At 71.8% G+C, this 25,000-nt stretch carries 23 protein-coding genes; 9 read left to right on the top strand and 14 right to left on the bottom strand.

Translation table 11 applies throughout. The annotated features are described in order from the left end of the window. Positions 1–62 precede the first annotated feature (62 nt). Genes ACTWNK_RS03405 through ACTWNK_RS03380 form a run of 6 tightly spaced genes read right to left on the bottom strand, consistent with a single transcriptional unit; the run spans position 63 to position 10,639 of the window. Complete coding sequence (locus ACTWNK_RS03405) at positions 63–806, bottom strand: thioesterase II family protein (protein WP_474302031.1); 744 nt, start codon at positions 804–806, stop codon at positions 63–65. Further along, positions 799–2,244, bottom strand: a complete 1,446-nt coding sequence (locus ACTWNK_RS03400) for an MFS transporter (RefSeq protein ID WP_474302030.1) — start codon at positions 2,242–2,244, stop codon at positions 799–801. Before ACTWNK_RS03400 ends, ACTWNK_RS03405 begins: the two co-directional genes overlap by 8 nt. Continuing rightward, entirely contained in the window at positions 2,244–2,483 is a 240-nt protein-coding gene (locus tag ACTWNK_RS03395) for an MbtH family protein (RefSeq protein WP_474302029.1), read from the bottom strand. Before ACTWNK_RS03395 ends, ACTWNK_RS03400 begins: the two co-directional genes overlap by 1 nt. 53 nt (positions 2,484–2,536) lie before the next feature. After that, positions 2,537–5,434 carry a type I polyketide synthase gene (locus ACTWNK_RS03390; protein ID WP_474302028.1) on the bottom strand — a complete coding sequence of 966 codons (2,898 nt, stop codon included), beginning with the start codon at positions 5,432–5,434 and terminating at the stop codon, positions 2,537–2,539. Next, positions 5,431–10,449, bottom strand: a complete 5,019-nt coding sequence (locus ACTWNK_RS03385; protein WP_474302027.1) for an amino acid adenylation domain-containing protein — start codon at positions 10,447–10,449, stop codon at positions 5,431–5,433. Before ACTWNK_RS03385 ends, ACTWNK_RS03390 begins: the two co-directional genes overlap by 4 nt. Positions 10,450–10,459: 10 nt before the next feature. Further along, positions 10,460–10,639: a hypothetical protein gene (locus ACTWNK_RS03380; protein ID WP_474302026.1), complete on the bottom strand. Its 180-nt coding sequence runs from the start codon at positions 10,637–10,639 to the stop codon at positions 10,460–10,462. A gap of 339 nt (positions 10,640–10,978) precedes the next feature. On the opposite strand from ACTWNK_RS03380, the gene ACTWNK_RS03375 reads away from it, so the two are divergent. From ACTWNK_RS03375 to ACTWNK_RS03365, 3 genes are read left to right on the top strand one after another with little or no spacing between them, the layout of a single operon-like run. Beyond that, positions 10,979–11,572 (top strand): aminotransferase-like domain-containing protein, encoded by a 594-nt coding sequence (locus ACTWNK_RS03375; RefSeq protein ID WP_474302025.1) that lies wholly within the window; start codon positions 10,979–10,981, stop codon positions 11,570–11,572. Between the two features lie 12 nt (positions 11,573–11,584). Then, positions 11,585–11,809: an alcohol dehydrogenase catalytic domain-containing protein gene (locus ACTWNK_RS03370; protein WP_474302024.1), complete on the top strand. Its 225-nt coding sequence runs from the start codon at positions 11,585–11,587 to the stop codon at positions 11,807–11,809. Positions 11,810–11,860: 51 nt separating this feature from the next. After that, on the top strand, positions 11,861–12,013 hold the full coding sequence (locus tag ACTWNK_RS03365) for a hypothetical protein (protein WP_474302023.1): 153 nt from the start codon (positions 11,861–11,863) through the stop codon (positions 12,011–12,013). 113 nt (positions 12,014–12,126) lie between these two features. Here the strand turns inward: ACTWNK_RS03365 and ACTWNK_RS03360 are convergent, their stop codons facing one another. Next, positions 12,127–12,969 carry a helix-turn-helix transcriptional regulator gene (locus ACTWNK_RS03360; protein WP_474302022.1) on the bottom strand — a complete coding sequence of 281 codons (843 nt, stop codon included), beginning with the start codon at positions 12,967–12,969 and terminating at the stop codon, positions 12,127–12,129. A gap of 129 nt (positions 12,970–13,098) precedes the next feature. On the opposite strand from ACTWNK_RS03360, the gene ACTWNK_RS03355 reads away from it, so the two are divergent. Beyond that, positions 13,099–13,929, top strand: a complete 831-nt coding sequence (locus ACTWNK_RS03355) for an alpha/beta fold hydrolase (protein WP_474302021.1) — start codon at positions 13,099–13,101, stop codon at positions 13,927–13,929. Here ACTWNK_RS03355 and ACTWNK_RS03350 read toward each other — a convergent pair. Genes ACTWNK_RS03350 through ACTWNK_RS03340 form a run of 3 tightly spaced genes read right to left on the bottom strand, consistent with a single transcriptional unit; the run spans position 13,869 to position 16,213 of the window. Further along, entirely contained in the window at positions 13,869–14,489 is a 621-nt protein-coding gene (locus ACTWNK_RS03350; protein ID WP_474302020.1) for an HAD family hydrolase, read from the bottom strand. The genes ACTWNK_RS03355 and ACTWNK_RS03350 overlap by 61 nt on opposite strands. Continuing rightward, complete coding sequence (locus ACTWNK_RS03345; protein WP_474302019.1) at positions 14,486–15,757, bottom strand: MFS transporter; 1,272 nt, start codon at positions 15,755–15,757, stop codon at positions 14,486–14,488. The genes ACTWNK_RS03350 and ACTWNK_RS03345 overlap by 4 nt, the downstream gene beginning before the upstream one ends. A gap of 3 nt (positions 15,758–15,760) precedes the next feature. Beyond that, complete coding sequence (locus ACTWNK_RS03340; RefSeq protein WP_474302018.1) at positions 15,761–16,213, bottom strand: carboxymuconolactone decarboxylase family protein; 453 nt, start codon at positions 16,211–16,213, stop codon at positions 15,761–15,763. Positions 16,214–16,280: 67 nt separating this feature from the next. Between ACTWNK_RS03340 and pdxR the strand changes: the two genes are divergently transcribed. The 3 genes from pdxR (at position 16,281) to ACTWNK_RS03325 (ending at position 19,480) form a co-directional block, all read left to right on the top strand. Beyond that, complete coding sequence (pdxR, locus tag ACTWNK_RS03335; RefSeq protein ID WP_474302017.1) at positions 16,281–17,687, top strand: MocR-like pyridoxine biosynthesis transcription factor PdxR; 1,407 nt, start codon at positions 16,281–16,283, stop codon at positions 17,685–17,687. A gap of 66 nt (positions 17,688–17,753) precedes the next feature. Next, positions 17,754–18,488, top strand: coding sequence for a glycosyltransferase family 2 protein (locus ACTWNK_RS03330; protein ID WP_474302016.1), 735 nt, complete (start codon positions 17,754–17,756; stop codon positions 18,486–18,488). 20 nt (positions 18,489–18,508) lie between these two features. Then, positions 18,509–19,480: a ketopantoate reductase family protein gene (locus ACTWNK_RS03325; RefSeq protein WP_474302015.1), complete on the top strand. Its 972-nt coding sequence runs from the start codon at positions 18,509–18,511 to the stop codon at positions 19,478–19,480. Here ACTWNK_RS03325 and ACTWNK_RS03320 read toward each other — a convergent pair. Then, positions 19,446–19,973, bottom strand: a complete 528-nt coding sequence (locus tag ACTWNK_RS03320; protein WP_474302014.1) for a DUF6886 family protein — start codon at positions 19,971–19,973, stop codon at positions 19,446–19,448. The genes ACTWNK_RS03325 and ACTWNK_RS03320 overlap by 35 nt on opposite strands. A 125-nt stretch (positions 19,974–20,098) precedes the next feature. Between ACTWNK_RS03320 and ACTWNK_RS03315 the strand changes: the two genes are divergently transcribed. Further along, the gene (locus tag ACTWNK_RS03315) at positions 20,099–20,584 is read left to right on the top strand and encodes a hypothetical protein (RefSeq protein WP_474302013.1); all 486 of its coding nucleotides are present in this window, start codon (positions 20,099–20,101) and stop codon (positions 20,582–20,584) included. Positions 20,585–20,711: 127 nt separating this feature from the next. Here ACTWNK_RS03315 and ACTWNK_RS03310 read toward each other — a convergent pair whose 3' ends face one another. After that, positions 20,712–21,143: a hypothetical protein gene (locus tag ACTWNK_RS03310; RefSeq protein WP_474302012.1), complete on the bottom strand. Its 432-nt coding sequence runs from the start codon at positions 21,141–21,143 to the stop codon at positions 20,712–20,714. 88 nt (positions 21,144–21,231) lie between these two features. Between ACTWNK_RS03310 and ACTWNK_RS03305 the strand changes: the two genes are divergently transcribed. After that, entirely contained in the window at positions 21,232–23,121 is a 1,890-nt protein-coding gene (locus ACTWNK_RS03305) for a sensor histidine kinase (RefSeq protein WP_474302011.1), read from the top strand. A gap of 89 nt (positions 23,122–23,210) precedes the next feature. On the opposite strand, the gene ACTWNK_RS03300 is transcribed toward ACTWNK_RS03305, so the two are convergent. Together ACTWNK_RS03300 and ACTWNK_RS03295 are read right to left on the bottom strand one after the other, a co-directional pair. After that, entirely contained in the window at positions 23,211–24,110 is a 900-nt protein-coding gene (locus ACTWNK_RS03300; RefSeq protein WP_474302010.1) for a hypothetical protein, read from the bottom strand. A gap of 93 nt (positions 24,111–24,203) precedes the next feature. Continuing rightward, positions 24,204–24,863, bottom strand: coding sequence for a DUF4287 domain-containing protein (locus ACTWNK_RS03295; RefSeq protein WP_474302009.1), 660 nt, complete (start codon positions 24,861–24,863; stop codon positions 24,204–24,206). Between the last annotated feature and the right edge of the window lie 137 nt (positions 24,864–25,000).

The following is a 25,000-nucleotide window of genomic DNA, read 5'->3' as shown; positions in this document are numbered from 1 at the left end:
CCAGAGCTCCTCAGTCCAGCCGGTCTCCCGGGGTCATCCCAGGTCATGCGAATCGCTCCAGGTCATCCCAAGGCCGTGGAGATCGTGCGCATCAGGCCCTGGCCGCTCGCGCCCCTGAAGTAGAAGTGGCCCCCCGGCAGCAGGTGTGCGGTCACCGTTCTCGTGGTGTGTGTCTGCCAGGCCAGGAGCTGGGAGGCCTCCAGCCGGTCGCCCCGCCCGCCGATCGCGGTGATCGGCACGTTCAGCGGTGGCCTGCGTCGATGCTCGTAGGTCTCGAAGATCTCGAAGTCGGCCCGGTAGCCGGGCAGGACGAGCCGCAGCAGCTCGTCGTCGGCCCGCAGCTCGGGCGGGAACCCGCCGTACTCGTCGTCGAGCACGGCGGCCAGGTCGGCGTCGGGCAGCAGGTGCAGGGCGCTCGGCGTCCTGGGCAGGTGCGGCGCCGGATAGGCCGAGAGCAGCAGCCTGACCGGGCCCGCCTCACCGCCCTCCTGCAACGCCGACGCCGTCTCGTAGGCGACCAGCGCCCCGAGGCTGTGCCCGAACAGGGCGAAAGGCGGTTCGAAGTGCACCGAGGCGGTCAGCGCCTCGACGAGCGCGTCCATGCGTGTGTGGGCCGGTTCGTCGAGCCGTGCGCCCCTGCCGGGCAGCTGGACGCCCCACACCTCGACGTCGGGCAGGGCGTCGGCCCAGCGCACGTACTCCCCGACCGAGCCGCCACTGTGCGGGAAGCAGTAGAGCCGTACGGAGGCGTCGGGCCTGCGCGTCCTGCACGCCAGCCACGGCCGACGCAGCAGCGACTCAGCCATCGCCCTGCTTCCTCCTACCGCCGACCTCGGCATTCAACGACTCCGCCGAAGCCACCACCCCACCCGAAGCCACCGGCAAATCCGAAGCCACCACCCCACCCGAAATCGCCCCGTCCGAAGCCACTCCCGAGTCCCTCGAATCCCCCGCATCCCCCGAAGCCACCAAATCCCCCGAATCCCACGAAGCCGGAATCTCACGCAGCGACCTGATCGCGGAGAAGATGAGCGGCAACCCGGACAACGCACTCCCGACGGCCGCGATCCACAGGGTCGGCCGTAGCCCGATCGTGGCGCCGAGCACACCGCCGAGCAGGGCACCGGGCGGGATCGTCCCCCAGATGACGAACCTGATCGTCGCGGTCATCCGGCCCTGCATGTCGACGGGCGTGACCGCCTGACGGAGGCTGACCTGGTTGGTGTTGTAGACCGCGACGCCGAACCAGGCCAGCGCCAGGCTCACCACGAGTACGGGAACCGCGGTCGCCGGTGTGGCCAGGGGCAGCAGCATGGTCGCGAGGCCGGGCACGACCGAGATGGCCGCGAGCGTGGGCCCGACCCCGAAGCGGCGTACCAGCCTGCCGTTGACCAGGGCCCCGAGCAGGGCGCCTCCGTTGGCCAGGGCCAAGACCAGGCCGAGGTAGACCGGCGAGACCTTCAGCTCGTTCAGCGCGTAGATGGTGAGAACGGCCTGCAGCATGCCGAACAGGCCGAAGATGTTGTCGATGGCCGTCGACAGGGCGATCGGTCGCAGCACGTTGTTGCGGACCACGTAGCGCACGCCTTTGCCGATCTCCTTGAGCAGGCTCTGCCGACCGGCGGCCCCGACGTCCGGCCGCCGCTCCGGTTTGCGGATGAACAGCAGCAGCACGGCCGAGACCAGGAAGCTGATCGCGTCGGCCAGGATCGCGATCGGCGCGGTGAGCAGCTGGACGAGCGTGCCGCCGAGGCCGGGCCCGGCGAGCTGGGCGCCCGAGTACGACAGCTGCAGCTTGGCGTTGCCGTCGACCAGGTCCTCACGCTCGACGAGCGAAGGCAGGTACGACTGGTGCGCGATGTCGAAGAACACCGTGAACACCCCGACAAGGAACGCCACCGGATAGATCAGCCAGAACGACAGCAGGTCGAACGCATACGCCAGCGGCACCAGCCCGAGCAGCACCGCCCGGCCGACATCGGCGACGATGAGCACGGGCCGCCTGGCCAGCCGGTCGATCCACACCCCGGCGGGCAGCCCGACGAGCAGGAACGGCAGGTACTGCAGCGCCGACAGGATGCCGATCTGCAGCGGCGTCGCCTTGAGCAGCAGGATCGCGGTCAGCGGAAGCGCCAGCAGGGTGATCTGGGAGCCCAGGACGCTGATCGTCTGCGCCCCCCAGAGGTTCATGAAGTCGGCCCGCCGCCAGAGGCTGGGCCGCTTGCCGACCACTCCGGTGGCCATCACTTCACCCGCCCCGTCGGCTCGACGGAGTCCCGCAGCCCGACCTCGGGCTCACGCAGGCTCTTGGGCCGCAGGTCCGTCCACACCTCGGAGATGTGGGCCAGGCAGTCGGCCTTGACGCCGCCCACACCGACCTTGCTCCAGCCGCCGGGCAGCGGATGCGTGGTCGGCCAGAGGGAGTACTGCTCCTCGTGGTTGCGGACCACGTCGTAGGTCTGCTCACTCTCGTCCTCGAACACGATGTTCCCTTCCTCAGCAGGTCGGTTCCTTGGGAGGTCAGTGCAGAAGAGCCTCAGCCGGTCAGTTGTGAAAGATCGGCGACAACCCGGCGCAGCCCCGCGACCGTGGGCGCGGAGAAGACGGCACGGACCGGGATCCGCACCCCGAACTCCCGCTGTACGGCCCGCACGAGCTGGGCGGCGATCACCGAGTCGCCGCCGAGATCGAAGAACCCGTCGTGCTCGCCGACCCGCGCCAGGCCGAGCGTCTCGGCGAACAACGCGGCCAGGTCCACCCCCGTCGCCCTGTCCTCCTCGACAACGACGGCCACCGGCCGTACGACGCTCTCCGGGTCGTCGCCGAGCACCGAGAGCCTGCGCCGCTCGAACGGATAGCCGGGCAGCGGCGTGCGCGATCCCCGCCCGCCGCCCAGCCGCCGCAGGTCCACCTCGACCCCTCGCGTCCACAGCGCTCCCGCCGCGGCGTAGGCGGCGACCAGGGCAGAGCCGGATTCGGAGGCATGCGGCAGGCTGTTGACGGCCGTGCGCCCGCCGGTGAGCGAGGGATGCCGCCTGGCGATGGCGGCGAGGGTACGGCCGGGCCCCACTTCGAGCAGCAGGGCCTCCGGCGTACGCAGCACGGTCGTGAGCGCGTCGCCGAAACGCACGGTCTGCCGGAGATGGGCGCTCCAGTAGGCGGTGGTCGCGACCTCTTCGGGCTCGGCCAACCGGCCCGTCGTGTCGGACACGAACGGAATGACCGGCTTGCCGGGCGCGATCCGGTCGAAGACGGCCTCGAACGCCGCCACGATCGGCTCGACGAGCGGCGAATGCGCGGCGGCCGAGATGTGCAGCAGCCTGGCGTCGACGCCTTGGGCGGCGAGGTCGGCGCCGAGCGCGCGCACGGTGGCGACGGGTCCCGACAGGACGAACTGGTCGGCGCTGTTGACCGCCGCCACCGACAGGCCGTTCCCGACCAGCCCGGCCGCCTCCCGCTCGGGCAGCGGCACCGCGATCATGGCGCCGGGCGTGAGGCCGTCGAGCAGTCGCCCGCGCGCCACGACCAGGCGTAACGCGTCGGCGGGTGTGAACACCCCGGCGGCGCAGGCGGCGGCGTACGCGCCCAGGCTGTGCCCGAGCACGGCCACCGGCTCGACGCCCCAGTGCCGCCACAGGGCGGTCAGCGCGTGCTCGACCGCGAAGACGGCGGGCTGCCCGACGACCATCCTGGTCAGGGCGGCCGCAGCCTCCTTGACCGCCACCCTGTCGTCCGGATCGGGATAGAGCACGTCGCGCAGGTCGAGGCCGAGCGCCTCGCGGGCCAGCGCGGCGCAGCGGTCGATCTCGGCACGGAAGACGGGCTCGTGCTCGTACAGCTCGGCCCCCATGCCGACGTGCTGGCCGCCCTGACCGGGAAAGGCGAAGACGACCTGCGGCTCCCCCGCGGGCGTCGGCCCCACGACCAGGCGGCCTGGATCGGCCCCCGACAGCGCCCGTACGGCGTCCAACCGGTCGGACGCGACGGCGAAGGCCCGGTGAGGGTGGGCACGCCGCCCGGCGCCGAGCGTACGGGCGACGTCGGCCAGCCCGGGAGCGGCGGGCGTGTCCCTGGCCAGATGGGCGGCCAGGGCGCCTGCCGTGGCCGTGAGCGCCGTCGGCGTCCTCGCCGACACCACCAGCAGGTGGGCCGGGCCCTGGGTTTCGGGCGTACGCGGCGGGGGCTGCTCCAGCACCACGTGCGCGTTGGTGCCGCCGATGCCGAGCGAGTTCACCCCGGCCCGGCGCGGATGCCCCGTGTACGGCCACGCGGTGGGCTCGGTGGCGACGACGAACGGGCTCGCGGCGAAGTCGATCTGCGGATTGGGCGTGTGGAAGTGCAGGCTGGGCGGGATGAGGCCGTGTTCCAGGGCCAGGACGGTCTTGATGAACCCGGCCACGCCCGCAGCCGCGTCGGTGTGCCCGATGTTGGTCTTGACCGAGCCGATGGCGCAGAACCCGCGTGCGTCGGTGCCCGCCCTGAACGCCTTGGTCAGCGCCGCCACCTCGATCGGGTCGCCGAGCGGCGTGCCGGTGCCGTGCGCCTCGACGTAGGTGATGGTGGCCGGGTCGACCCCGGCGACGAGATGGGCGGTGCGCACGGCCGCGGCCTGGCCTTCGAGGGAGGGAGCCGTATAGCCGATCTTGTCGGAGCCGTCGTTGTTCACGGCCGAGCCGATGATCACCGCATGGATGTGGTCGCCGTCGCCGAGCGCGTCCTCCAGGCGCTTGAGCAGCACGAGCCCGACGCCGTTGCCCGCCACCGTGCCCGCGGCCGAGGCGTCGAACGCCCTGCAGTGGCCGTCGGGCGAGACGACACCGCCCTCGCTGTACACGCCCGCCCTCGCGGGCACGTGTGCCGTGACGCCGCCGGCGAGCGCCATGTCGCACTCGCCCGCCAGCAGCGACTGGGCGGCGAGGTGGACGGCGACGAGCGAGGTGGAGCACGCGGTCAGCACGGTGATCGCGGGACCGCTCAGCCCCAGCTTGTAGGAGACCCGGCTGGCCAGCAGGTCGGCGCCCGTGGCCAGTCTGATCTGCCAGTCGCTCACCGAGGCGAGCCTGTCCCTGTTGGCTTCGAGGAAGGCCGCGTACGAGCTCTCCGCGCAGCCCGCGTAGACGCCGATCAGCCCTTCGTACGCCGAGGGGTCGTAGCCCGCGCGTTCCAGGGCCAGCCAGCCGTGTTCGAGCAGCAGGCGCTGTTGCGGGTCGATGAGCACGGCCTCGCGCGGCGAGTAGCCGAAGAACGCCGGGTCGAACGCGTCCGCGCCGCCGAGCACACCCGCCGCGGCGACGTGCTCGCCCGACGCGTCGAGGACAGTGATCGACTCGATCCCGTTCACCAGGTTGTCCCAGTACTCCTCCAGGTCGGCGGCGCCGGGGAAGGCGCCGGACATACCGACGACGGCGATCCTGGTGCCGAGGTCTTCGCTCATACCGGCTCCTTCCTGCTCAGCTCGCGCCTGCGCTGGAGCCTGGCCGCGCCGCCGCGTCGCCGTTCCAGTGCCGTGCCGTCGTCGTGCTCGCCCTGTTCGCCCTGCTCCAGGTAGGCGGCCAGGCCGTGGACCGTGTGGTGCCTGAAGAGCGCGATCATGGGGAAGTCGCGCCGCAGCCTGGCGGTCAGCCGTCTGTGCACGGCGGCGAGCAGGAGGGAGTGGCCGCCGAGGTCGAAGAAGCTCTCGTGCAGCCCGACCCGCTCCAGCCGCAGCACGTCACGCCAGAGCTCGGCGATCTCGATCTCCAGCTCGGTCTTCGGCGGCCGGTGGTCGGCGCCGCCGCCGCGTTCGGGATCGGGGAGCGCGGCGTGGTCGACCTTGCCGTTGCGGGTCAGCGGCAGCGCGTCGAGCACGACGTAGCCGGTGGGGATCATGTAGTTCGGCAGCTCCTCGCCGAGGTGCTCACGCAGCTGTCCCGCCGTCGGCGCCTGTCCGGCCAGGCGCGGCACGAGATAGCCGACGAGCCGCCTGTCCCCCGTCCCGGCGTCGACGCGCACGGCCGCATGCGCGTCGGCGAGCGCCGGATGGCCGCGCAGCGCCGCCACGACCTCACCGAGCTCGATCCGGTACCCGCGCAACTTCACCTGCCCGTCGGCACGCCCCGCGAAGTGCAGGACACCGTCAGCGGTACGGCGCGCCAGATCGCCCGTGCGGTACAGCCGCGCGCCGCCTCCGGCGAAAGGGTCGGGGACGAAACGGTCGGCGGTGAGGTCGGGCCGGTTCAGGTACCCCCTGGCCACTCCCCTGCCGCCGAGGTACAGCTCGCCCACCACGCCGGGAGGCGCCGGGCGCAGCGCCGCGTCCAGCACGTAGGCGGCGTCGCCGTCGACGGCCGTGCCGATGCCGGGCGGGGCCTGCCTGCCGGTCGCGGGCCTGACCTCGTGCCAGGTCGAGACCACGGTCGTCTCGGTCGGGCCGTACTCGTTGATCAGCCGGTGGCCCGCGTCCTCGCGCTGGGTCACGGTCAGCCGGTCGCCGCCGGTGAACAGCACGCGCAGGGCGCCGTCGCCGCCGGGCAGGGCGAGGAAACGTTCGGCGAGCGCGGTCGGCAGGTCGGCGATCGTGATCCCGGATGCGGTGAGCCACGCCCGCAGGCGTTCCGGGTCGAGGCGGGTCTCCTCCGGCGGGATGTGCACGGCCGCGCCCGAGGTCAGGGCCGGCCAGATGTCGGCCACGGAGGTGTCGAAGCCGGGCGCCGCGACGAGGCTCACCCGGTCGCCGGGCCCGTAGCCGAACTCGGCGCGCCGCCAGCCGACCAGTCCCGTCATCGCCCTGTGCTCGACCAGGACGCCCTTGGGCCTGCCGGTCGAGCCGGAGGTGTAGATGACGTAGGCCAGGTTCCCCGGTGCGACGGGCACGGGCCCGATGGGCTCGTCGTGCGCCTCTTCGAGCAGGACCGGCCGCACGCCGCCCGGCACCAGATCGGCGTGGGGCCCCGAGGTCACCACGAGCGATACGCCCGCGTCCGCGACCGTGAACGCCAGCCGTTCGGCGGGATGCTCGGGGTCGAGCGGCAGGAAGGCCGCGCCCGCCGTCAGCACGCCGAGCTCGGCCACCACCAGGTCGGCGCTCCTCGGCAGCAGGACGCCGACGATCGCGTCCGGGCCCGCGCCCAGTGCCCGCAGCCCCGCTGCCAGGCGTCCCGCGCGTTCGGTCAGCTCGCCGTACCCGATCTCGGTTCTGCCCTCGCGCAGTGCGGGGGCTCCGGGGGTGCGTCCGGCCACCTCGGCGACGGCCAGGTGCACGCCGCCCGCGTCGGCCGGGGTGCGGTCGGGTGTGGTCGCCCGGGCGAGGGCCGCGCGCTGCTCGGCGGCGCTCAGCAACGGCAGGTCGCCGACCGTGCGGCCAGGGTCGGCGACGGCGGCCTCCAGCAGCCTGACGTACTGCGCGGCCATGCGTTCGACGGTCGAGCGGTCGAACAGGTCGGTGTTGTACTCCCACAACATGGTGATGCGGTTGTCGCTGCGGTCGTGGTCGCCGATGTGGCGTTCCGCCCTGGGGATGGCCACGACGTCCAGGTCGACCTTGGCCGAGCCGTTGCCGCGTTCGAACACCGTCGTCGAGGCCCCGGCCAGCTCCGGCTCGCGCACGGCCGAGTCGTGGAAGCTGAACATGGTCTGCACCAGCGGGTTGACCGCCGGATCCCGTCTGACGCCGAGCGCCTCGATCAACTTGGGGAAGGGGTAGTCGGCATGCGCGGCGGCGTCGAGCACGACCTCCTTGGCCCGGCGCAGCAGCGTGCCGAAGTCCACGTCGTCCGACACCTCGCAGCGCAGCACCGCCATGTTCACGAACATGCCGATGAGCCCTTCGCTCTCGCGCCGCGTCCTGTTGGCGAACGCCGATCCGACGCACACGTCACGCTCGCCGGTGTAGCGATGCAGCAGGGCGACGAAGGCCGCGTACAACGTCATGTACAACGTCGTGTTCTGCTCGCGGCCGAACGCCCGCAGCGCGCCCGGCAACGCGCCCGGCAGCTCGAAGCGGTACTGGTCGCCGTTGTAGGTCTGGACGGCGGGCCTCGGCCGGTCGGTCGGCAGCGACGGCACCGTGGGCGCTCCGGCCAGCCGCTCGCGCCAGAACTCCAGCCGGGCCCGCATGGCATCGGAGTCGAGCGCCTCCCGCTGCCACCCGGCGTAGTCGGCGTACTGCACGGGCAGCTCGGGCAGCGGCGACGGCAGCCCGGCGGCGAAGGCGTTGTAGATCGCCTCCAGCTCGCGCATGAGCACGGCGAACGACCAGCCGTCGTGGACCAGGTGGTGCTCGACCAGGATGAGCTCGTACTCGTCGGCGGCCAGCCTGACCACCGACCACCGGTTGAGCGGCAGCCTGCCGATGTCGAACGGCTTGCGCAGCTCCTGCTCGACCAGATCGGCCGTGCGGGCCTTCCTGGCCTTCGGCGGCAGCCAGGTGAGGTCGTACTCGGCGACGTGCACGGGGATCGGGTCGTGCACCACCTGCCAGGCCGTGCCCTCGTGCTCCTCGTAGGTGGTGCGCAGGATCTCGTGCCTGCGCACGATCTCGCCCAGTGTGCGTTCGAGGACGTCCAGGTCGAGATGGCCGTTGATCCTGATCGTCATCTGCGCGTTGTAGGCGATGCTGCCCGGCGCCAGCCTGTCGAGGAACCACACCTGCTCCTGCGGCACCGAGAGCGGCGCCCTGCCCCCGCCGCGACGCGCCCTGATCGGCGGCAGCGGGGCCGGGCCGCCGCCGCGTGCGCGTGCCGCGTCGACCGTCCTGGCCAGCCGGGCCACGGTCGGGGCCGCGAACACCTCGCGCAGCGGCAGCTCCACGCCGTAGGCGTCCTTGATCCTGGCGCCGAGCTGCGCGGCGATGAGGGAGTGGCCGCCGAGCTCGAAGAAGTCGTCCTCGACGCCCACCTTCTCGGTGCGTAGCACCTCCTGCCAGATCGCGGCGAGCTCGCGCTCCAGGTCGTCGCGCGGCGCCACGTGCTCGGTGCTGAGGCCGATGCCGTGCGTCCCGGGGTCGGGCAGCGCGTCGCGGTCGACCTTGCCGTTGGGCGTCGTGGGCAGCCGCTGCAGCACGATGTAGGACTGCGGGACCATCCATGCGGGCAGGTGCTCGGCCAGGTGCTCGCGCAGCCGGGTGACGCCCGGCACCCGCTGGGCGTCGTGCGGCGCGACATAGGCCAGGAGCCTGCCGTCGCCGCCCGCCACGACGTGCGCGGCTGCGACCAGCGGATGCTCGGCCAGGCGTGCCGCGATCTCGCCCGGCTCGATGCGGTGGCCCCTGATCTTGACCTGCTGGTCGGATCGGCCGTGGAACTCCAGTGTGCCCTCAGGCGTGCGCCTGACCAGGTCGCCCGTGCGGTAGAGGCGTGCGCCCGCCGGGGCGAAAGGGTCGGGCACGAACCGTTCGGCGGTGAGGTCGGCGCGGCCGAGATAGCCGAGCGCGAGACCGGCGCCGCCGACGTACAGCTCGCCGATCTCACCGTCGGGCACCGGTTCGAGCCTGGCGCCGAGCACGTGCGCGACGGTGGCCTCGATGGGCCTGCCGATGTCGGGCAGTGCCGCTTCGCCCCCTGCGGCCGGCACCGCCCCCGACGTCGAGACCACGGTGTTCTCCGTCGGCCCGTAGTTGTTGACCAGCTCGAACGGCAGGCCGGGCGCGGGCCGCACGTGCAGCCTGTCGCCGCCGACGAGCAGGGTGCGCAGCACGGCGTCCGGCGGCCACGGCCTGGCCAGCATGACCTCCCCGAGCGGCGTCGGCAGGAAGCTGACCGTGATGCGCTCGCGCTCGTACCAGCGTTGCAGCGCCTCGCCCGACACCCTGGTCTCGTCGTCGGGGATGCGCAGCCCCGCACCGGCGGCGAGCGTCGGCCAGATCTCCCACACCGAGGCGTCGAACCCGGGCGAGGCGACGAGCGTGGTGCGGTCGGCCGGGGTCAGCCGGAACGCCTTGGTGTGCCAGCCCACCAGGTTCGCCAGCGCCCTGTGCTGGATCATCACGGCCTTGGGCACACCGGTCGAGCCCGAGGTGTGGATGACATAGGCCAGGTCGCCGGGCCCGGTGACCGGTTCCGGCGCCGCCGCATCGGCCGAAGGCAGGTCGATCGCGTCCAGGGCGACGACGTCGAGGCCCGAGCCGTTGAGCCCGGCCGCGTGCTCGGTCGTGGTCAGCACGAGCGCGGCTCCCGCCCCCGTCACCAGCGCGGTGAGCCTGCCCGCGGGCTGGTCCGGGTCGAGCGGCAGATAGGCGGCTCCCGCCTTGAGCACGGCCAGTACGGCGAGCACCAGGTCGGGCGAGCGCGGCAGGCACACCGCGACCACACCGCCCCGCACGCCCCTCCTGGCCAGCAGCCGGGCCAGCCGGTCGGCCGAGGTGTTCAGCTGTGCGTAGGTCAGCGACGCCTCGCCCGACGAGACGGCTACGGCGTCGGGCCTGACCTTCGCATGCTCCTCCACCAGATCGTGGACAAGCCGGGCAGTTTCCATGGGTCCTCCGTCATGAGGCGATGCGGTCGGCCGTGCGCACGAGCTCCGTGGCCCTGGCGAGCACGGCGGTGAGCGTGTCGAGGGCTCGTCGCGCACCGCCCGGCTCCTTGACGCCGGGCGCATCGGCGATGGCGGGCAGCAGGCACGCGGCGAGGCTCAGCCCGAGGCTCCCGCCGACCCAGCGGTGCACATGAGGTCGCAATGTTCCCCACCCCTGATCCGTTCCGTGCGCGTGCGGTGCGGAATCGAGAGTGTCAGGGGCGCTGCATATGTCCCGCACATGTCCCGCATATGCGGTGTGCATATTCGGGATGCGGGATCCGGGAAAACAAGAAAGGCCGTCGCGAACCCCCGCGACGGCCTTTCCGTTCGTGCTTTTCCGCTTTACCGCGACTTCCGATAACGCTGCAGGAGTCTGCGGGGCGGATCTGCGGCCATTCTCCGCGACTCGCCCCGCTCCCGGCCGAGGTGGAATACCGTGAGGCCGATCGCCATGGCAACCTGTCGCATGCCGTGGACATTAGCGAGAATGCGCGGGGTGGACCTCGCGGCGCGCACCGGGGCGCTCGTCGTGGAGGACGACTACGACGGCGAGTTCCGCTACGACCGTCAGCCCGTCGGCGCGTTGCAGGGCCTCGACCCCGGCCGCGTCGCCTTTGCGGGCACCGCCAGCAAGAGCCTCGCGCCCGGCCTGCGCATCGCCTGGCTGGCCGTGCCCTCCTCGATCGCCGAGGCCGTGCACGAGACGACGGTCGCCGACGAGGCCTGTGTCAGCGTCATCGACCAGCTCGTCCTGGCCGACCTCATCACCTCGGGCGAGGTCGACCGCCATCTGCGGCGCTGCCGGGTGAAGTACGCCCGCCGCCTCGACCAGCTCGACCGTGCCCTGCGCACGCACGTGCCCGGAGCGCGGCTCGACGGCATCGCGGCCGGGCTGCACGCCGTGCTGCGGCTGCCGCCGGACGGGCTGGCCGTCACCGGGCTCGGCGACTTCCACGAAGGCGGGCTCTCGCCGTGGCCCGCGCTGGTCATCGGCTACGCGACTCCCGCCGACCACGCCTTCGAACCGGCTCTCGGCCTGCTCGTCTCGGGACTGCGCGAGATCTTCACGCCTTCGCCGTGACACGATCGGCGGGTGAGAGCTGTGGTCTGCGAGGGGTTCGGCCCGCCCGATGTGCTGCAGGTCGTGCGGGTCGCCGATCCGGTGCCGCAGCCCGGCCAGGTACGCATCGCCGTGCACGCCGCCGGGACCAATCCCGTCGACGCGCAGAACCGCGAGGACGGCGAGTGGGCCGGGCTCGAACCCGGCTGCGTGCTCGGCGACGTGGCGGGTGTGGTCGACCAGGTCGGCCCGGTGTGACGGAGTTCGCGCCCGGCGACAGGGTGCCGGCCACGCGGGGCCTCGCTGCTGGTGTACGGCGCGAGCGGAGGCGTCGGCACCTTTCTCGTGCAGCTCGCCGCCGCCGAAGGGCTGCGGGTGATCGGCGTGTCCAGGTCGCGTTCGCATCGGCTGCTCGGCGAGCTCGGGCCGCCGCGTGCGTCGACTACGAGAACGGCGACCTGACCGCCTCCGTGCTCGACGCGGCCGGTGCTCCCGTCGACGCCGTGGCCGATCTCGTCGGCGGCATGCTGCTGCGCGACCACCTGCCCGTCGTACGGCAGCGGTGATCCTGTCCGTCAGGCCCTGACGAACTGCCCGGCGCCGAGCACCCGCAGCAGGTCGAGCCCGGCCGATGCCCGGCCGCCCGGCGGCGGTGTGAACACCACCAGGCGCTGGTCCTCCTCGGGGGTGAGCAGCGTCTCGCAGTCCAGTTCGATCGGGCCGATCAGCGGGTGGATCAGGCGCATCCGACTGGCTCGCCGTACCCCGACCTCGTGTCTGGCCCAGAGGGCGGCGAACTCCTCGCTGGCCGCGAGCAGTCTGGTCAGCAGGCGTGCCGACGCCGGGTCCGCCGAGCGGCGGGCGACGGCGGCGCGCAGGTCGGCGACGTGGACCCGGCTGTGGTGCGCGTGCTCGTCCTCGGGGTAGGCCGAGCGGGCCCGTGTGTCGGTGAACCAGCGCCACACGACGTTGCGGCCGTGCTCGGAGACCGTGCAGACGCCGCCGAGCAGCGCCTCGGCCGCCGCGTTCTGGGCGAGGACGTCGCCGAGGTCGCTCAGCACCTGGGCGGGCGTGTCGGTCAGGCTGTCGAGCAGGCGCAGCAGCCCGGGACGCACGTGCTCGCCCGCCTGCCGTCCGGCTGGCGGCCGATGCCCGGCGAGCAGGTACAGGTGGTCGCGCTCGTCGTGGTCCAGGCGCAGCGCCCGGGCCAGCGCGGCGAGCGTCTGCACCGACGGCTGCGGCCCTCTGGCCTGCTCAAGACGGCCGTAGTAGTCGACCGACATGCCCGCGAGCTGCGCGACCTCCTCCCGCCTGAGCCCAGGGGTACGGCGGCGCGCGCCTTCGGGCAGTCCTGCCTCCCTCGGGCCGATTCGGGCTCGTGATCGGCGCAGGAAGTCGGCCAGGTCGCGGCGATTCATAGCGCCGATCCTCCCAAAACGGACGCGCCGCAACCAGGGACCGCCGATCCCCTGCACGACGCTCCTCTTTCGCCACCGGCCGTACGGCTGCAGGCTGACCGGCGAACACCGGATGCGAGGAGTCCCACCATGCCCGTCGTCACCGCAGGTCAGGCCCAGGTCCACTACGCCACGGCGGGCGACGGGCCGCCGCTCGTGCTCGTGCACGGCACCGGTTCGGCCGGGGCCGAGCTCACCTGGGGCGCGCTCACCCCCCGCTTCGCCGCCGCCGGTCGCCGGGTGATCACGCCCGACCTGTCGGGCACCGACAGGACCGTCGACGCGGGCGGGCCGCTCACCGTCGAGGAACTGGCCGGTCAGGTCGTCGCGGTCGTCGAGGACAGCGGCGGCGGGCCGGTCGACCTGCTCGGGTTCTCGCTCGGCGCGGGTGTGTCGGCCGCGGTGGCGGCGCTGCGGCCCGACCTGGTGCGACGGCTGATCCTGGTCGCGGGCTGGAGGCGGACCGGCGACGACGAGTACATGCGCAATCTGTTCGCCGTGTGGCAGGCGCTGTCGTCGGACGCCGACGCGTTCGGCCGGATCATCACACTGACCGGCTTCAGCCGGACCTTCCTCAATCTGATCGGCAGGGACGAGGTCGAACGCCTGGTGCCGAACCTGCCGCCGACGCCGGGCACCCTTCGCCACCTCGACCTGAACATCCGGCTCGACCTCACCGCCCTGCTGCCGCTCGTCACGGCCGAGACGCTGGTCGTGGGCTGCAGGCACGACGCCACGGTTCCCGCGGCCAACGCGCTCGCCCTGCACGAGGCCATCCGCTCCAGCACGCATGCCGAGCTCGACACCGGGCACGTGGCGTTCTTCGAGCAGCCGGACGCCTTCTTCGACCTGGTCAGCGGCTATCTGGCCGAGGACTCCTCGTGGCCGAGCGCCGCACGCAGGTCGGCCACGCCTCGGTAGTGAACGGCCGTCATGCCGAGCGCCGCCGCGGCCTCGACGTTCTCCAGCCGGTCGTCGACGAACAGGCAGCGCTCGGCCGCCACCCCGGCGCGCTCGGCCGCGAGCTCGTAGATGCGCCGGTCCGGCTTGGCCACGCCCACCCTGGCGCTGCTGACCACCTCGTCGGCGAAGTGCGTGAGCCCGAGGTAGGCCAGGTCGTCCTCAAGGGAGAGCGTCGCATTGGTCACCAGCACGATCGGCACCAGCGCCTGCGTGCGGCGCAGCAGCTCCAGCACCTCCTCGTCCACGGTGACCGGCACCGAGGTGAACGTCTCGGCCAGCTTGCGCGCGACCTCGTCCGGCACCCACTCCGCCAGCACCGAGGCGATCTTGGCCGTCCACTCGGCCACGTCGATGCGCCCGACCAGCGCGGGCCCGTCCACATCGGCGGAGAAGGCCACCTCCGACGTCGCGCCCTCCTCCAGGCCCGCCTCGCGCTCCAGCTGGGACAGGGCAGTGGTGTCGAAGAAGCGGATCACGCCGTCGAGGTCGCACAGCACGGCGTCAAAGGGCAGGCTCATACCGACCTTGATACACGATCGGCGGGGGTCTGCGCCTCAGCGTCCTTTCCCGGACCGGCGACCGCGCCCGGCCCCCTGTCGCGCTCACGCAGCGCCCAGCGCACGGCCGGGCCCATCGCCGCGCCCGCCAGGACGAACAGGGCGCCGAGCACCAGCCAACCGGCCGTGCCACCGCCGATGACGAGCGTGGTGAGCGAGAGCGGCCCGAGCATCCTGGCCACGGCCGTACCCGTGCCGAAGAAGCCTTGGTACTGCCCCTGCCGGTCGGCGGGCGCCAGGCCGAAGGAGATCTCCCACGCGCCCGACGCCAGCATCATCTCGCCGAGCACCTGCAACACCGTGGCGACGACCAGCACGAGCACAGCGGCCCACGGCGAGACCCCGAACGCCGAGCACGCGAACACCGCGCACGAGGCCAGCATGACCAGCCCCGCGTACCTGACCAGCCGTGCGGCCGAGTCCAGCCCCTTCACCCCGCGCGCCACCCGCACCTGGAACAGCACGACGCTGAGCGTGTTGAGCACCAGCAACGCCGACACCGTCCACCCCGGCGCCGAGGTGCGCTGCACGATCCACAGCGGCACGACCAGGCTGAGCAACGGCATGTAGAGCAACATCACGGTGTTGAGCAGCGTGATCACCGCATAGGGCCGGTCACGCAGTACGGCCAGCCTGGGCTCCCCCACGACGACGGGCGCCGGGGCGACGGACGGCAGCCCGCGCAGGACCAGCGCGGCCACCACGAACGCCAGCGCGTCGAGCGCGAAGACGGCCAGATAGGCGGCACGCGTGTCGACGACGAGCGCGAGACCGCCGAGCGCCGCGCCGACGGCCAGCCCGCCGTTGAGCGTGGACTGCAGATACGCCCTGGTCCTGGTGCGCTCGGCCGGAGCGACGAGCCCGGCCAGCAGGGCCTGCCTGGCGGCGGCGAGCCCGGCCTGACAGCAGGCGAACAGCACGATCGCCACCACCAGCGGCACGAACGACCTGACGAACAGGAACGAGGCGATGGCCGCCGCCGTGGCCACGGCAAGTGCGACCGCCACCCCGCGCGGCCCCTTGCGGTCGGCCAGATGGCCGAGCGGGACCCCGGCCAAGAAGCCGCAGGCCCACCCCACGGTCAGGGCGAGGCCGATCTCGGTCGCCGAAAGGCCCACGATCCTGGTGAAGTAGAGCACCGAGCACACCAGGTACGCGCCGTCGCCGACCGCGTTGGCGAGCTGTGCGACGGCCAGCCGCCTGGCCGGTCCGGGGGGTGGGATGATCACAGGTCAGGCCCGGTAGGAGCGCGGGGTGAGCCGGGTGGCGACGGCGATGCGGTTCCAGGCGTTGATGGTGGCGATGGCGACCACGAGCGCGGCCAGTTCGTGCTCGTCGAAGTGCGCGCTCGCGGCGTCCCAGATCTCGTCCGACACCCCCGCGCCGTCCGAGAGCCTGGTGGTGGCCTCGGTCAGGGCGAGCGCGGCACGCTCCCCGTCGGTGAAGAACGGCGCCTCCTGCCACACCGCGACGGCATGCAGCCTGGTGTCGCTCTCGCCGCCCTTCTTGGCGTCGTCGGTGTGCATGTCGACGCAGAAGGCGCAGCCGTTGATCTGGCTCGCGCGCACCTTCACCAGCTCCAGCAGGGCCGTGGGCAGGCTGCTCTGGTCGAGGTAGGCCTCCAGGCCGCTCATGGCCTGGTAGGCGGCGGGTTCGCCGGTCAGGATGTTCATCCGTTGCGTCATGGGGCCAATCTAGGGCCAGGATTGGTCATACGTTAGAGCCAACAACGCTGAGTTCGATGAGGCCAATGTGGACCTGCACATCAGCCTGTCAGGCTGCGGTGACCTGGCCGCGAGCATCTACAGGCAGCTGCTCGACGCCATACTCGACGGCCGGTTGCGCAGCGGTGAGCGGCTGCCGCCGAGCCGTGAGCTCGCCCTGCGCCTCGACGTCTCGCGCAACACCGTGACCATCGCGTACGACCGGCTCACCGCCGAGGGCTATCTCACGGCCAGGGTCGGGTCCGGCACGTTCGTGTGCTCGCCGCCCGTCACCAGGGCCAGGCGCGGCGCGCCTTTGGGCAGTGTGCGGCCGAGGGCGGTGTGGGAGGAGGTGACGGCGGTCGAGACCGGGGGCGGCGCCTTCGCACACGACTTCCGGGTCGGCACGCCCGATCCCCGGCTGTTCCCGTTGCCGACCTGGCGGCGGCTGCTCACCAGGGAACTGCGCACCGGCCTGGTCACCGACTCGCCGTACACCGATCCCGCCGGGCACGCCGGGCTGCGCCAGGCCATCGCCAGGCACATCGGGGTGGCCAGGGCGGTGCGGGCGACGGCCGCGGACGTGCTGGTCACCAGCGGTGCGCAGCAGGCGCTCGACCTGGTCGGCCGGGTGCTGATCGAGCCGGGGCAGTGGGTCGCGGTCGAGGAGCCCGGCTATCCTCCGGCGCGCAATCTGTTCCGCTCGCTCGGGGCGAAGGTCGCGGGGGTGCCCGTCGACGCCGAGGGCATCGTGGTCTCGGCCATCCCGAGGGCCGCGCGCCTGGTGTACGTGACGCCTTCGCACCAGTTCCCGCTCGGGCCGCCGATGTCGCTGGCCAGGCGGGCCGAGCTGCTCGACTGGGCCGAACGCAGGGGCGCGGTCGTGGTCGAGGACGACTACGACAGCGAGTTCCGTTTCGAGGACAGGCCGCTCGACCCGCTGCAGAGCCTGGACCGGACCGGCCGGGTGATCTACGTGGGCTCGTTCTCCAAGACGTTGCTGCCGATCCTGCGCCTCGGCTTCCTGGTCGCCCCCGCCTCCCTGCAACCGGCCCTGCGCAAGGCCAAGCAGCTGTCGGACTGGTACGGCGACCTGCCGACCCAGGCGGCGCTGGCCGCGTTCATCGACGAGGGGCTGCTGGCCAGGCATGTGCGCAGGGCGAGCAAGGTCTACGCCGGGCGCAGGGCGGCCGTGCTCGACTGGCTGGCATCGGAGAGCAGGCTGAGCGTGGTGCCTTCGGCGGCCGGGCTGCACGTGTGCGCGTTGCTGGCCGATGGCCTACGGCTGGACCTCGATCTGGCCAGGGAGCGGGGTGTCAATGCCGAGTCGCTGGCCAGATATTCGGCCGAGCCGGGCGCGCCGGAGGGGCTGTTGCTCGGGTACGGAAGCGTGCGAGCTGATCGAATCCCGACAGGTTTGGCCGTCTTGTCCTGCTGTTTCACCATAAAAGTGTGACCTTGACTTCACAGAGTGCAAGGAGATGTCAAGTCGCTTGCAGGTAGGTCGGGTGACCTTGCAGCCATGACCGAAAAGGCACCGTTCACCGCCACCGTGAGTGTGGTCGTCCCCGCACTGAACGAAGCCGACAATCTGCCCCACGTGTTCGCCACACTGCCGGACTGGATCGACGAAGTGGTCCTCGTCGACGGCAACTCGGCGGACGACACCGTGGCCGTGGCCAGGGCACTGAGACCCGGCCTGCGTGTCGTCACCCAGTCGCGCAGGGGCAAGGGCAATGCGCTCGCCGAGGGTTTCGCCGCCGCGACCGGCGAGATCATCGTGATGCTCGACGCCGACGGCTCGACCGACGGCAGGGAGATCGCCGCATTCGTCACCGCACTCGTCGAGGGCGCCGACTTCGCCAAGGGCTCGCGCTACGCCCCCGGCGGCGGCTCCGACGACATCAGCGCCGTACGCGGCCTGGGCAACAGACTGCTGACCGGCGCGACGAACCTGATGTACGGCACCCGCTACACCGACCTGTGCTACGGCTACAACGCCTTCTGGGCCAAGCACCTGGACGTGCTCGACCTGGACTGCGACGGGTTCGAGGTCGAGACGCTGATGAACATCAGGGTCGCCAAGGCCGGTCTCGCCGTGCGCGAGGTCGCCAGCCACGAACGCTGCCGCATCCACGGCCGGAGCAATCTGCATGCCGTACGCGACGGCTGGCGTGTGCTCAGGACGATCGTGCGTGAGCGGGTCAGGAGCAGGCCGCGCAGGGCGGAGGCGAGTGTGCCCTCCGTCGCCGTCTAGGGAACCGCTAGTTTTGGGTCATGCGCTATGTGGTGATCGGGGCGGGTGCGGTCGGCGGGACGATCGGCGGGCGACTCTTCCAGGCGGGGCACGACGTCCTACTGGTGGCCAGAGGCGCCCATCTGGAGTCCCTGCGGCGTGACGGGCTGCGCCTGCTCACCCCCGATGAGGACGTGCGGCTCGCGGTGCCCGCGACGGACGGGCCCGACGACGTACGCGACGACGACGTGCTGATCGTGGCGACCAAGACGCAGGACACCCTGGCCGCGCTGGAGCCGTGGCCCCGGCATCTGCCCGTCGTGTGCGCGCAGAACGGCGTGGCCAACGAGCGCATGGCGCTGCGGAGGTTCGAGCGGGTCTACGGCATGTGCGTGTGGCTGCCCGCCTCGCATCTGGAGCCGGGCCTGGTGGCCGCGCACGGCACGCCGAAGTCCGGCATGCTGGCGGTCGGACGTTATCCACAGGCTGTGGACAACCTTGTCGAAACGCTCACCGCCGATCTGGCCAAGAGCAGGTTCGCGGCCTATGCCGAGAGCGACGTCATGCGCTGGAAGTACGCCAAGCTGATCGGCAATCTCGGCAACGCCGTCGAGGCGCTGTGCGGTCACGCCGAAGGCGCGGCCGGGCTCTACGAACGGGCCAGGGCCGAGGGCAGGCAGGTGCTCGACGCGGCCGGGATCGGCCACGCGAGCGCGGAGGAGGAGGCGGCGCGCCGGGGCGATCAGGTGGGCATCGGCGAGATCACCGGCACCTCCAGGGCCGGAGGGTCGTCCTGGCAGAGTCTGGCCAGGGCCAGCGGCTCGATCGAGGCCGACTACCTCAACGGTGAGATCGTCCTGCTCGCGAGGCTGCACGGCGGCCACGCGCCGGTCAACGAGGTGCTGCAGCGCGAGGCCAACCTGGCCGCCGCCGCCCGCAGGCAGCCCGGCTCGACGAGCGTGGCCGAACTCGGCGCGCTCATCGACGAGCGTTGCGCAGCCGTATCCCGCTGAACTCCATCGTGCTGGCCGTCACCTTGTGCCAGAAGGGGCGCAGGTCGTTCAGCACCCGGAGCTGGATGCCCGCCTCCTCGTGCAGCTCGACCAGGTCGGTCACCGGCTCGGGCGGCCCGAGCGGCTCGACCGGCACGGTGGCGACCACGGCGTGCGGCGGCTCCCCGATCGGCGAGAAGTGCCCCGCGGGCAGCCGATAGGCGTAGAGCCGCACGTCCATGAACGCCCGCAGCCAGCAGTACTCGATCGCGTGCACCCGCTCACCGCCGCCGGACCCCATGATCCGCTCGAAATCCCAAGCGGTCGTGTACGGCCCCCGCCAGGCCATCGCCCTCGGACACGCGCGAGGGAACCAGTAGTCCGGGCAGCGGTCACCCGCGACCGCCCAGACGTAGGGCTCGCGCAGCACCGACGTCCGAGCGACGTGCGGGACGAACCGCTTGATCGTCGGGTCTTCCGAAAAATGCAGAACCTGCCCGGCATCCGGCCTCATTCCCCCCATGATGACCGCTGCGAGGACCGACCCCCAAGCCGACAAGCCGTACGGGCGGGATCGGCGCGCATGAAGGGCCGCGATCGGGGCAGCGGAGGGGGCATCCACACGGAAGGGTGCTGCAAATGATCGTTCTGGGCCTGCTACTGATTCTCGTGGCCGGGGGCACGATCGTGTTGATCTCCACGGAGGAGAGCACCACTGCCTCGACCGCGTCGCTGACCATCTTCGACACCTGGACCTTCCAGCCGAACCACCTGGAGTTCTTCCTGCTCGGCGCGGTGACGGCGGCCGTCATGCTGCTCGGGCTCGCGATGATCGGGTCGGGCTCGCGCCGTACCGCGATGCGCAGGCGCGAACTGCGCACGCTGCGACGCGCCCAGGAGGCCCCGGCCCCTGAGCCGACGCCTGTGCCCACGCCTGCTCCCGCCGCCGCTCCCGCTCCTGCTTCCGCTCCCGCTCCTGCGGTCGCGGAGGCTCCGGCCAAGGTGGAGGCTCGGGTTCCCGCGCAGCCAGGCTCGCGCGAGTGGACCCCGGCCTCGTCCGAGCCCGACGACCACCTGGTCGCGGGCGGCCCCGCCAGGCGCAGGCCGGAGGACCCGAAGGCCTGACGACCGGCGCGCGGCCGGGCTCCCCCGAGGTCACGGGAGCCCGGCCGCCGCCATGTCCAGGGCGTGACTGCGGCCGGCTCGGGCTTCATGCTTCAGGATGTGGCTGCGGCGGGCTCGGGCTTCGTGTTCAGGGCGTGGCTGCGGCGGGCTCGGGCTTTGGTAGGAGTCTGCCCTCGCGCCAGAGGGCGATCCCCGTGGCCAGCGCGCCGACGCCCTCCCAGATGCCCACCCCGGCGAACTCGGGCGGCGCGGCCCCCGTGGCCACCAGCGTGGTGAACACCGCGAACGTCACCAGCCTGAACGGCACCGTCCACCGGAAGAACGGCGTGAAGTCGGCCGCCGCCGCGAGCACGTAGTAGACCCCCATGTTGACCGCGGCCATCGACGAGGCCGCCATGTAGACCTTCGTGTAGTCCCCGGCCCCGCGCACCTCGACGACCTCGAAGCCGAGCATCGCCAGCAGCACGTCCGGCCGGAGCAACCCGAGCAGCCCGAGCGCGAAGGCGAGGAAGCCGAAGACGGCGATCGTCCAACCGGAGACGGAGCGAGGGAGCCGCATAGGGGAGAAATCCTCCGAAAGGGGGGTGTAGTGTGCGGAGCGATCTCATCATGATCCCCCTCCCCCGACGAGCTCCCGACGAGGTCGCATGGACACCCGTGGCCGCCCGATCGCCCTCAAGATCCTCGTGCTGCTGTTGGTGCCGCTGCTCTCACTCGCTGGTCTGTGGGCCTTCGCGGCCGGACTGACAGCCGGGGACGGCATGCGGCTCATGGAGATCAATAACTTGGTCACCAACTTGGCCACCCCGTCGGAACAGGTCAACATCCAGCTGCAGAACGAACGCCTGGCCTCGGTCAAGTACGTCACCTCCGGCCAGACGCCCGACCAGATCCGCGCCCAGCGCGCCGTCACCGACCAGGCCATCCAGCGCTTCAAGAAGCTCTCGGGCGAGCAGCAGTACATCAGCGCCGACATGTCCGCCCAGCTCAAGGCGCTGTTCAGCGAGCTCGACCTGATCGGCGACATCAGGGGCCGCGTCGACAACCGCACATCCAGCACGCTCGACGTCATCAACACCTACAGCCGGATCGTCGACGCCTCCTTCCGGATGTACGACAAAATGATCCTCGTCCCGGACATGTCGCTCTATCGGCAGGCCAGAGCGGTCACCATCCTCGGCGAGGCCAAGGAGATCCTGGCCAGGGAGCGCGCCCTGATCGTCGCGATCGTCGCGAACGGCAAGGCCACCGACGCCGAGCGATCGGCCTTCACCCAGATGTCGAGCACCAGGCGCCTGCTCTACGGCCAGGCCCTCGCCCATCTCGACTCGGCCCTGCGCGGCTCCTACGAACAGCTGTCCTCCACGACCGTGTACCAGCGCTTCCACGGCATCGAGGACGCCATGCGCCGGGCCACGGTCTCCGGCCTGCCCGCCAGTGCGAGCACCTGGCCGGAGGTGACGGCCGAGCTGTGGACGGCCGTCGAACGCGACCAGGTCGAGGTCGTGGCCGGCGTGATCGAACGCGTGACGCCCACCGCGGTCGGCATTCTGCTCAAGATCGGCATCGCGGGCGGGCTCGGCCTCGTCGCCGTCGTCGCCTCCGTGATGCTCTCGGTGCGTTTCCGCCGCCGCCTGGTACGCGAGCTCGCCGGACTGCGCACGGCCGCGGTCGAGCTCGCCGACATCCGGCTGCCCGCCCTGGTCGAGCAGCTGCGCAAGGGCTCGAAGTCGGCCGAGCCCGTGCCCCCGCTGGAGATCGACGCCAAGACCACCGAGGTACGCGACATCGTCTCGGCGTTCAACTCCGTCCAGTCGACCGCGACCGAGGCGGCCATCGGCCAGGCCAAGCTGCGCGACGGCGTCAGCCAGGTCTTCGTCAACCTGGCCAGGCGCAACCAGTCGCTGCTGCACCGCCAGCTCCTGCAGCTCGACACGATGGAGCGCAACAGCGACGACCCCGAGACGCTCGACGACCTGTTCAAGCTCGACCACCTCACCACCCGCATGCGCAGGCACGCCGAGAGCCTGATCATCCTGTCGGACGCCACTCCCGGCCGGGGCTGGCGCAACCCGGTCCCGATCGTGGACGTGCTGCGCGCCGCGGTCGCCGAGGTCGAGGAGTACTCCCGGGTCGAGGTCGGCAGGCCGCCCCAGGCCGCGATCGCCGGAGCGGCCGTCACCGACCTCATCCACCTGGTGGCCGAGCTGGTGGAGAACGCGACGCTGTTCTCGCCGCCGCAGACCCGCGTGGACGTGCGCTGCGAGGCCGGGCCGTACGGGCTGACCGTCGAGATCGAGGACAGGGGCCTCGGCCTGCCCAGGCCCGATCTCGACGAGCTCAACAGCAGGCTGAGCGACATGCCGGAGTTCGACCTGGCCGAGAGCGACCGGCTCGGCCTGTTCGTGGTCAGCCGGCTGGCGGCCCGCCACCGCGTCCGGGTCGTCCTGCGGCCCTCGCCGTACGGGGGCCTGACCGCCGTCGTCATGATCCCCGCCTCGCTGCTGGCCGAACAGCCCGCCCTGAGCAGCAGCTGACCTCGCCACCGCGGACACGTGGCCGGCCCGTACTCCCGGCGAACAGCCCGCCCTGAGCAGCAGCTGACCTCGGGCGGGCGCGGCCGGGGTCAGCCGACGACGCGGAGCAGGCCCTGCTCCTTCGCCCAGGCGGGTTCGGCCAGGCGCTGGAGCTCCATGCCCGCCCGGTCGAGCACGACCAGCATGTTGGCCTTCTTGCCCTGCACGCGGACGACCAGGCGCCCGTCGGGCAGGTACGTCGCGCCGATCAGTGTGCCCCGTACGCCGATCGGCACCTTGGCCCCGGTGACCGTGTCGACCACGGTCGGGGTGAACGAGGTCGGCCAGCTGCCGTCGCCGCCTGGATCGTTCCTGCCGATGACGTGCACGACCACCCTGCGGCCGTCCGGCGAGAGGCTCTGCACATGGTTGACCAGGGGCAGGCCCTTGACCTTGGCCGACTTGCCGGTGGTCACGTCGAGGCGGTGCACGCCGTCGACCTCGCCGGTGTATCCCGCGACGTACCTGCCGTTCGCCGACCAGGCCAGATGACACACGCCGCGCGTGCTGCCCGCCGTACGGGCGCCCTTGCCGTCGGTCGCGGCGATCGTCAGGGGCAGGGCCGAGGCGCCCGTCGAGCCGAAGAAGCCAACGCGCCTGGAGTCGGGCGACCACACGGGGGTCAGGCAGGGGGTGCCCGACGCGGCCTTGCCCGCGGTCGTCACCTTGGCGCCGTCCTTGACCCGGACGACGCCCTTGTCGTTGATCCAGGCCAGCTTGCGGCCGTCGGGCGAGACGGAGAACTGCGCGCCCGGCAGCGGCGCCACCGTCACGGGCCTGGCGCCCGGCTGGTGCCTGACCACCTTGCCGGTGTCGTAGCCGAAGTAGACGGCGACACCGCTGATCGGGGCGAAGCCCTGCGCGGCGGCGGGAGAGGCGGGCGCGACGAGTGCCGCGCCCAGGCCTACTCCCAGCAGTACACGGGTGGGCGATTTCATCATCTTCTTCACGCCGTGATCTTCTCAGGCTCGCGGCCCGCCGTGCTCAGGCTTCCATCAGGACGCTTGAGCACGGCCACGCTTCCAGGAGACGCCTGAGCACGGTCACGCTTCCAGGAGGCGTTTGAGCACGGCTACCCGTTCACGCCAGAACGCCTTGTATGCGGCCATCGTCTCGGCATCGGGGAGTTTGCCGTGGCCGAGGCCGACCTGGGACCTGCTCTCGCCCTTGGCGGTGAACGTCGCCGAGATCGCGGCCCGCCCCTCCCAGTTGGCCGTGAGCGACCGGCCCTCGCGGTACGTCCTGATCTCGAACGGCGCTCCCGGCAGCCACCGCTCACGCACCTCGGGATCGGCGAACGCCGCCGACAGCCGTTCGACCGGCACGCCGACCGTCTTGCCGGCACTCGTCTGGAAGTCGCCGTCGCAGCTCTGCCCCGGCACCCTGAGCCCACGCGCCTGCTCGTATGCCACCGTGATGCTCTGCGCCCACCACCCCGGCACGCCGTGTTCGCCCGCCAGCCAGCGTGCGATCTCGCGATGCGGGCGCTCGGCCGCGTCCCAGCCGTCGAGCAGGGCGAACCACTCCTCGTGCGTACGGCCGGTCCGCCCGGTCGTGGCCTCGATCCCGACCTGCTCAAGGGAGTTCCTGGCGAGCGGCTCCTCAGGCGAGGGCAGCAGGTGCCTGCGTGCGGCCGCATAGCTTTCGCCTGTCTTGTCCATGCGAGCCCTGACGCGGGACTTGAACGACTTGTTCGCGGTCATCCGATGCTCCGTCACTCGGCGTCGACGCCGGGACTCACGCTCCCGCCGCCCCGCCGGAGTGGGGCATACCGACCTGCGCCTCCGAGAACACAAGGTCCCCTTTACCCTCACTGGCCCGATGGCGTGAGCACCGGATG

The sequence above is a fragment of the Nonomuraea sp. IBHARD001 genome, assembly GCF_056106265.1.
This window is presented reverse-complemented; position numbering and strand designations above follow the sequence as displayed.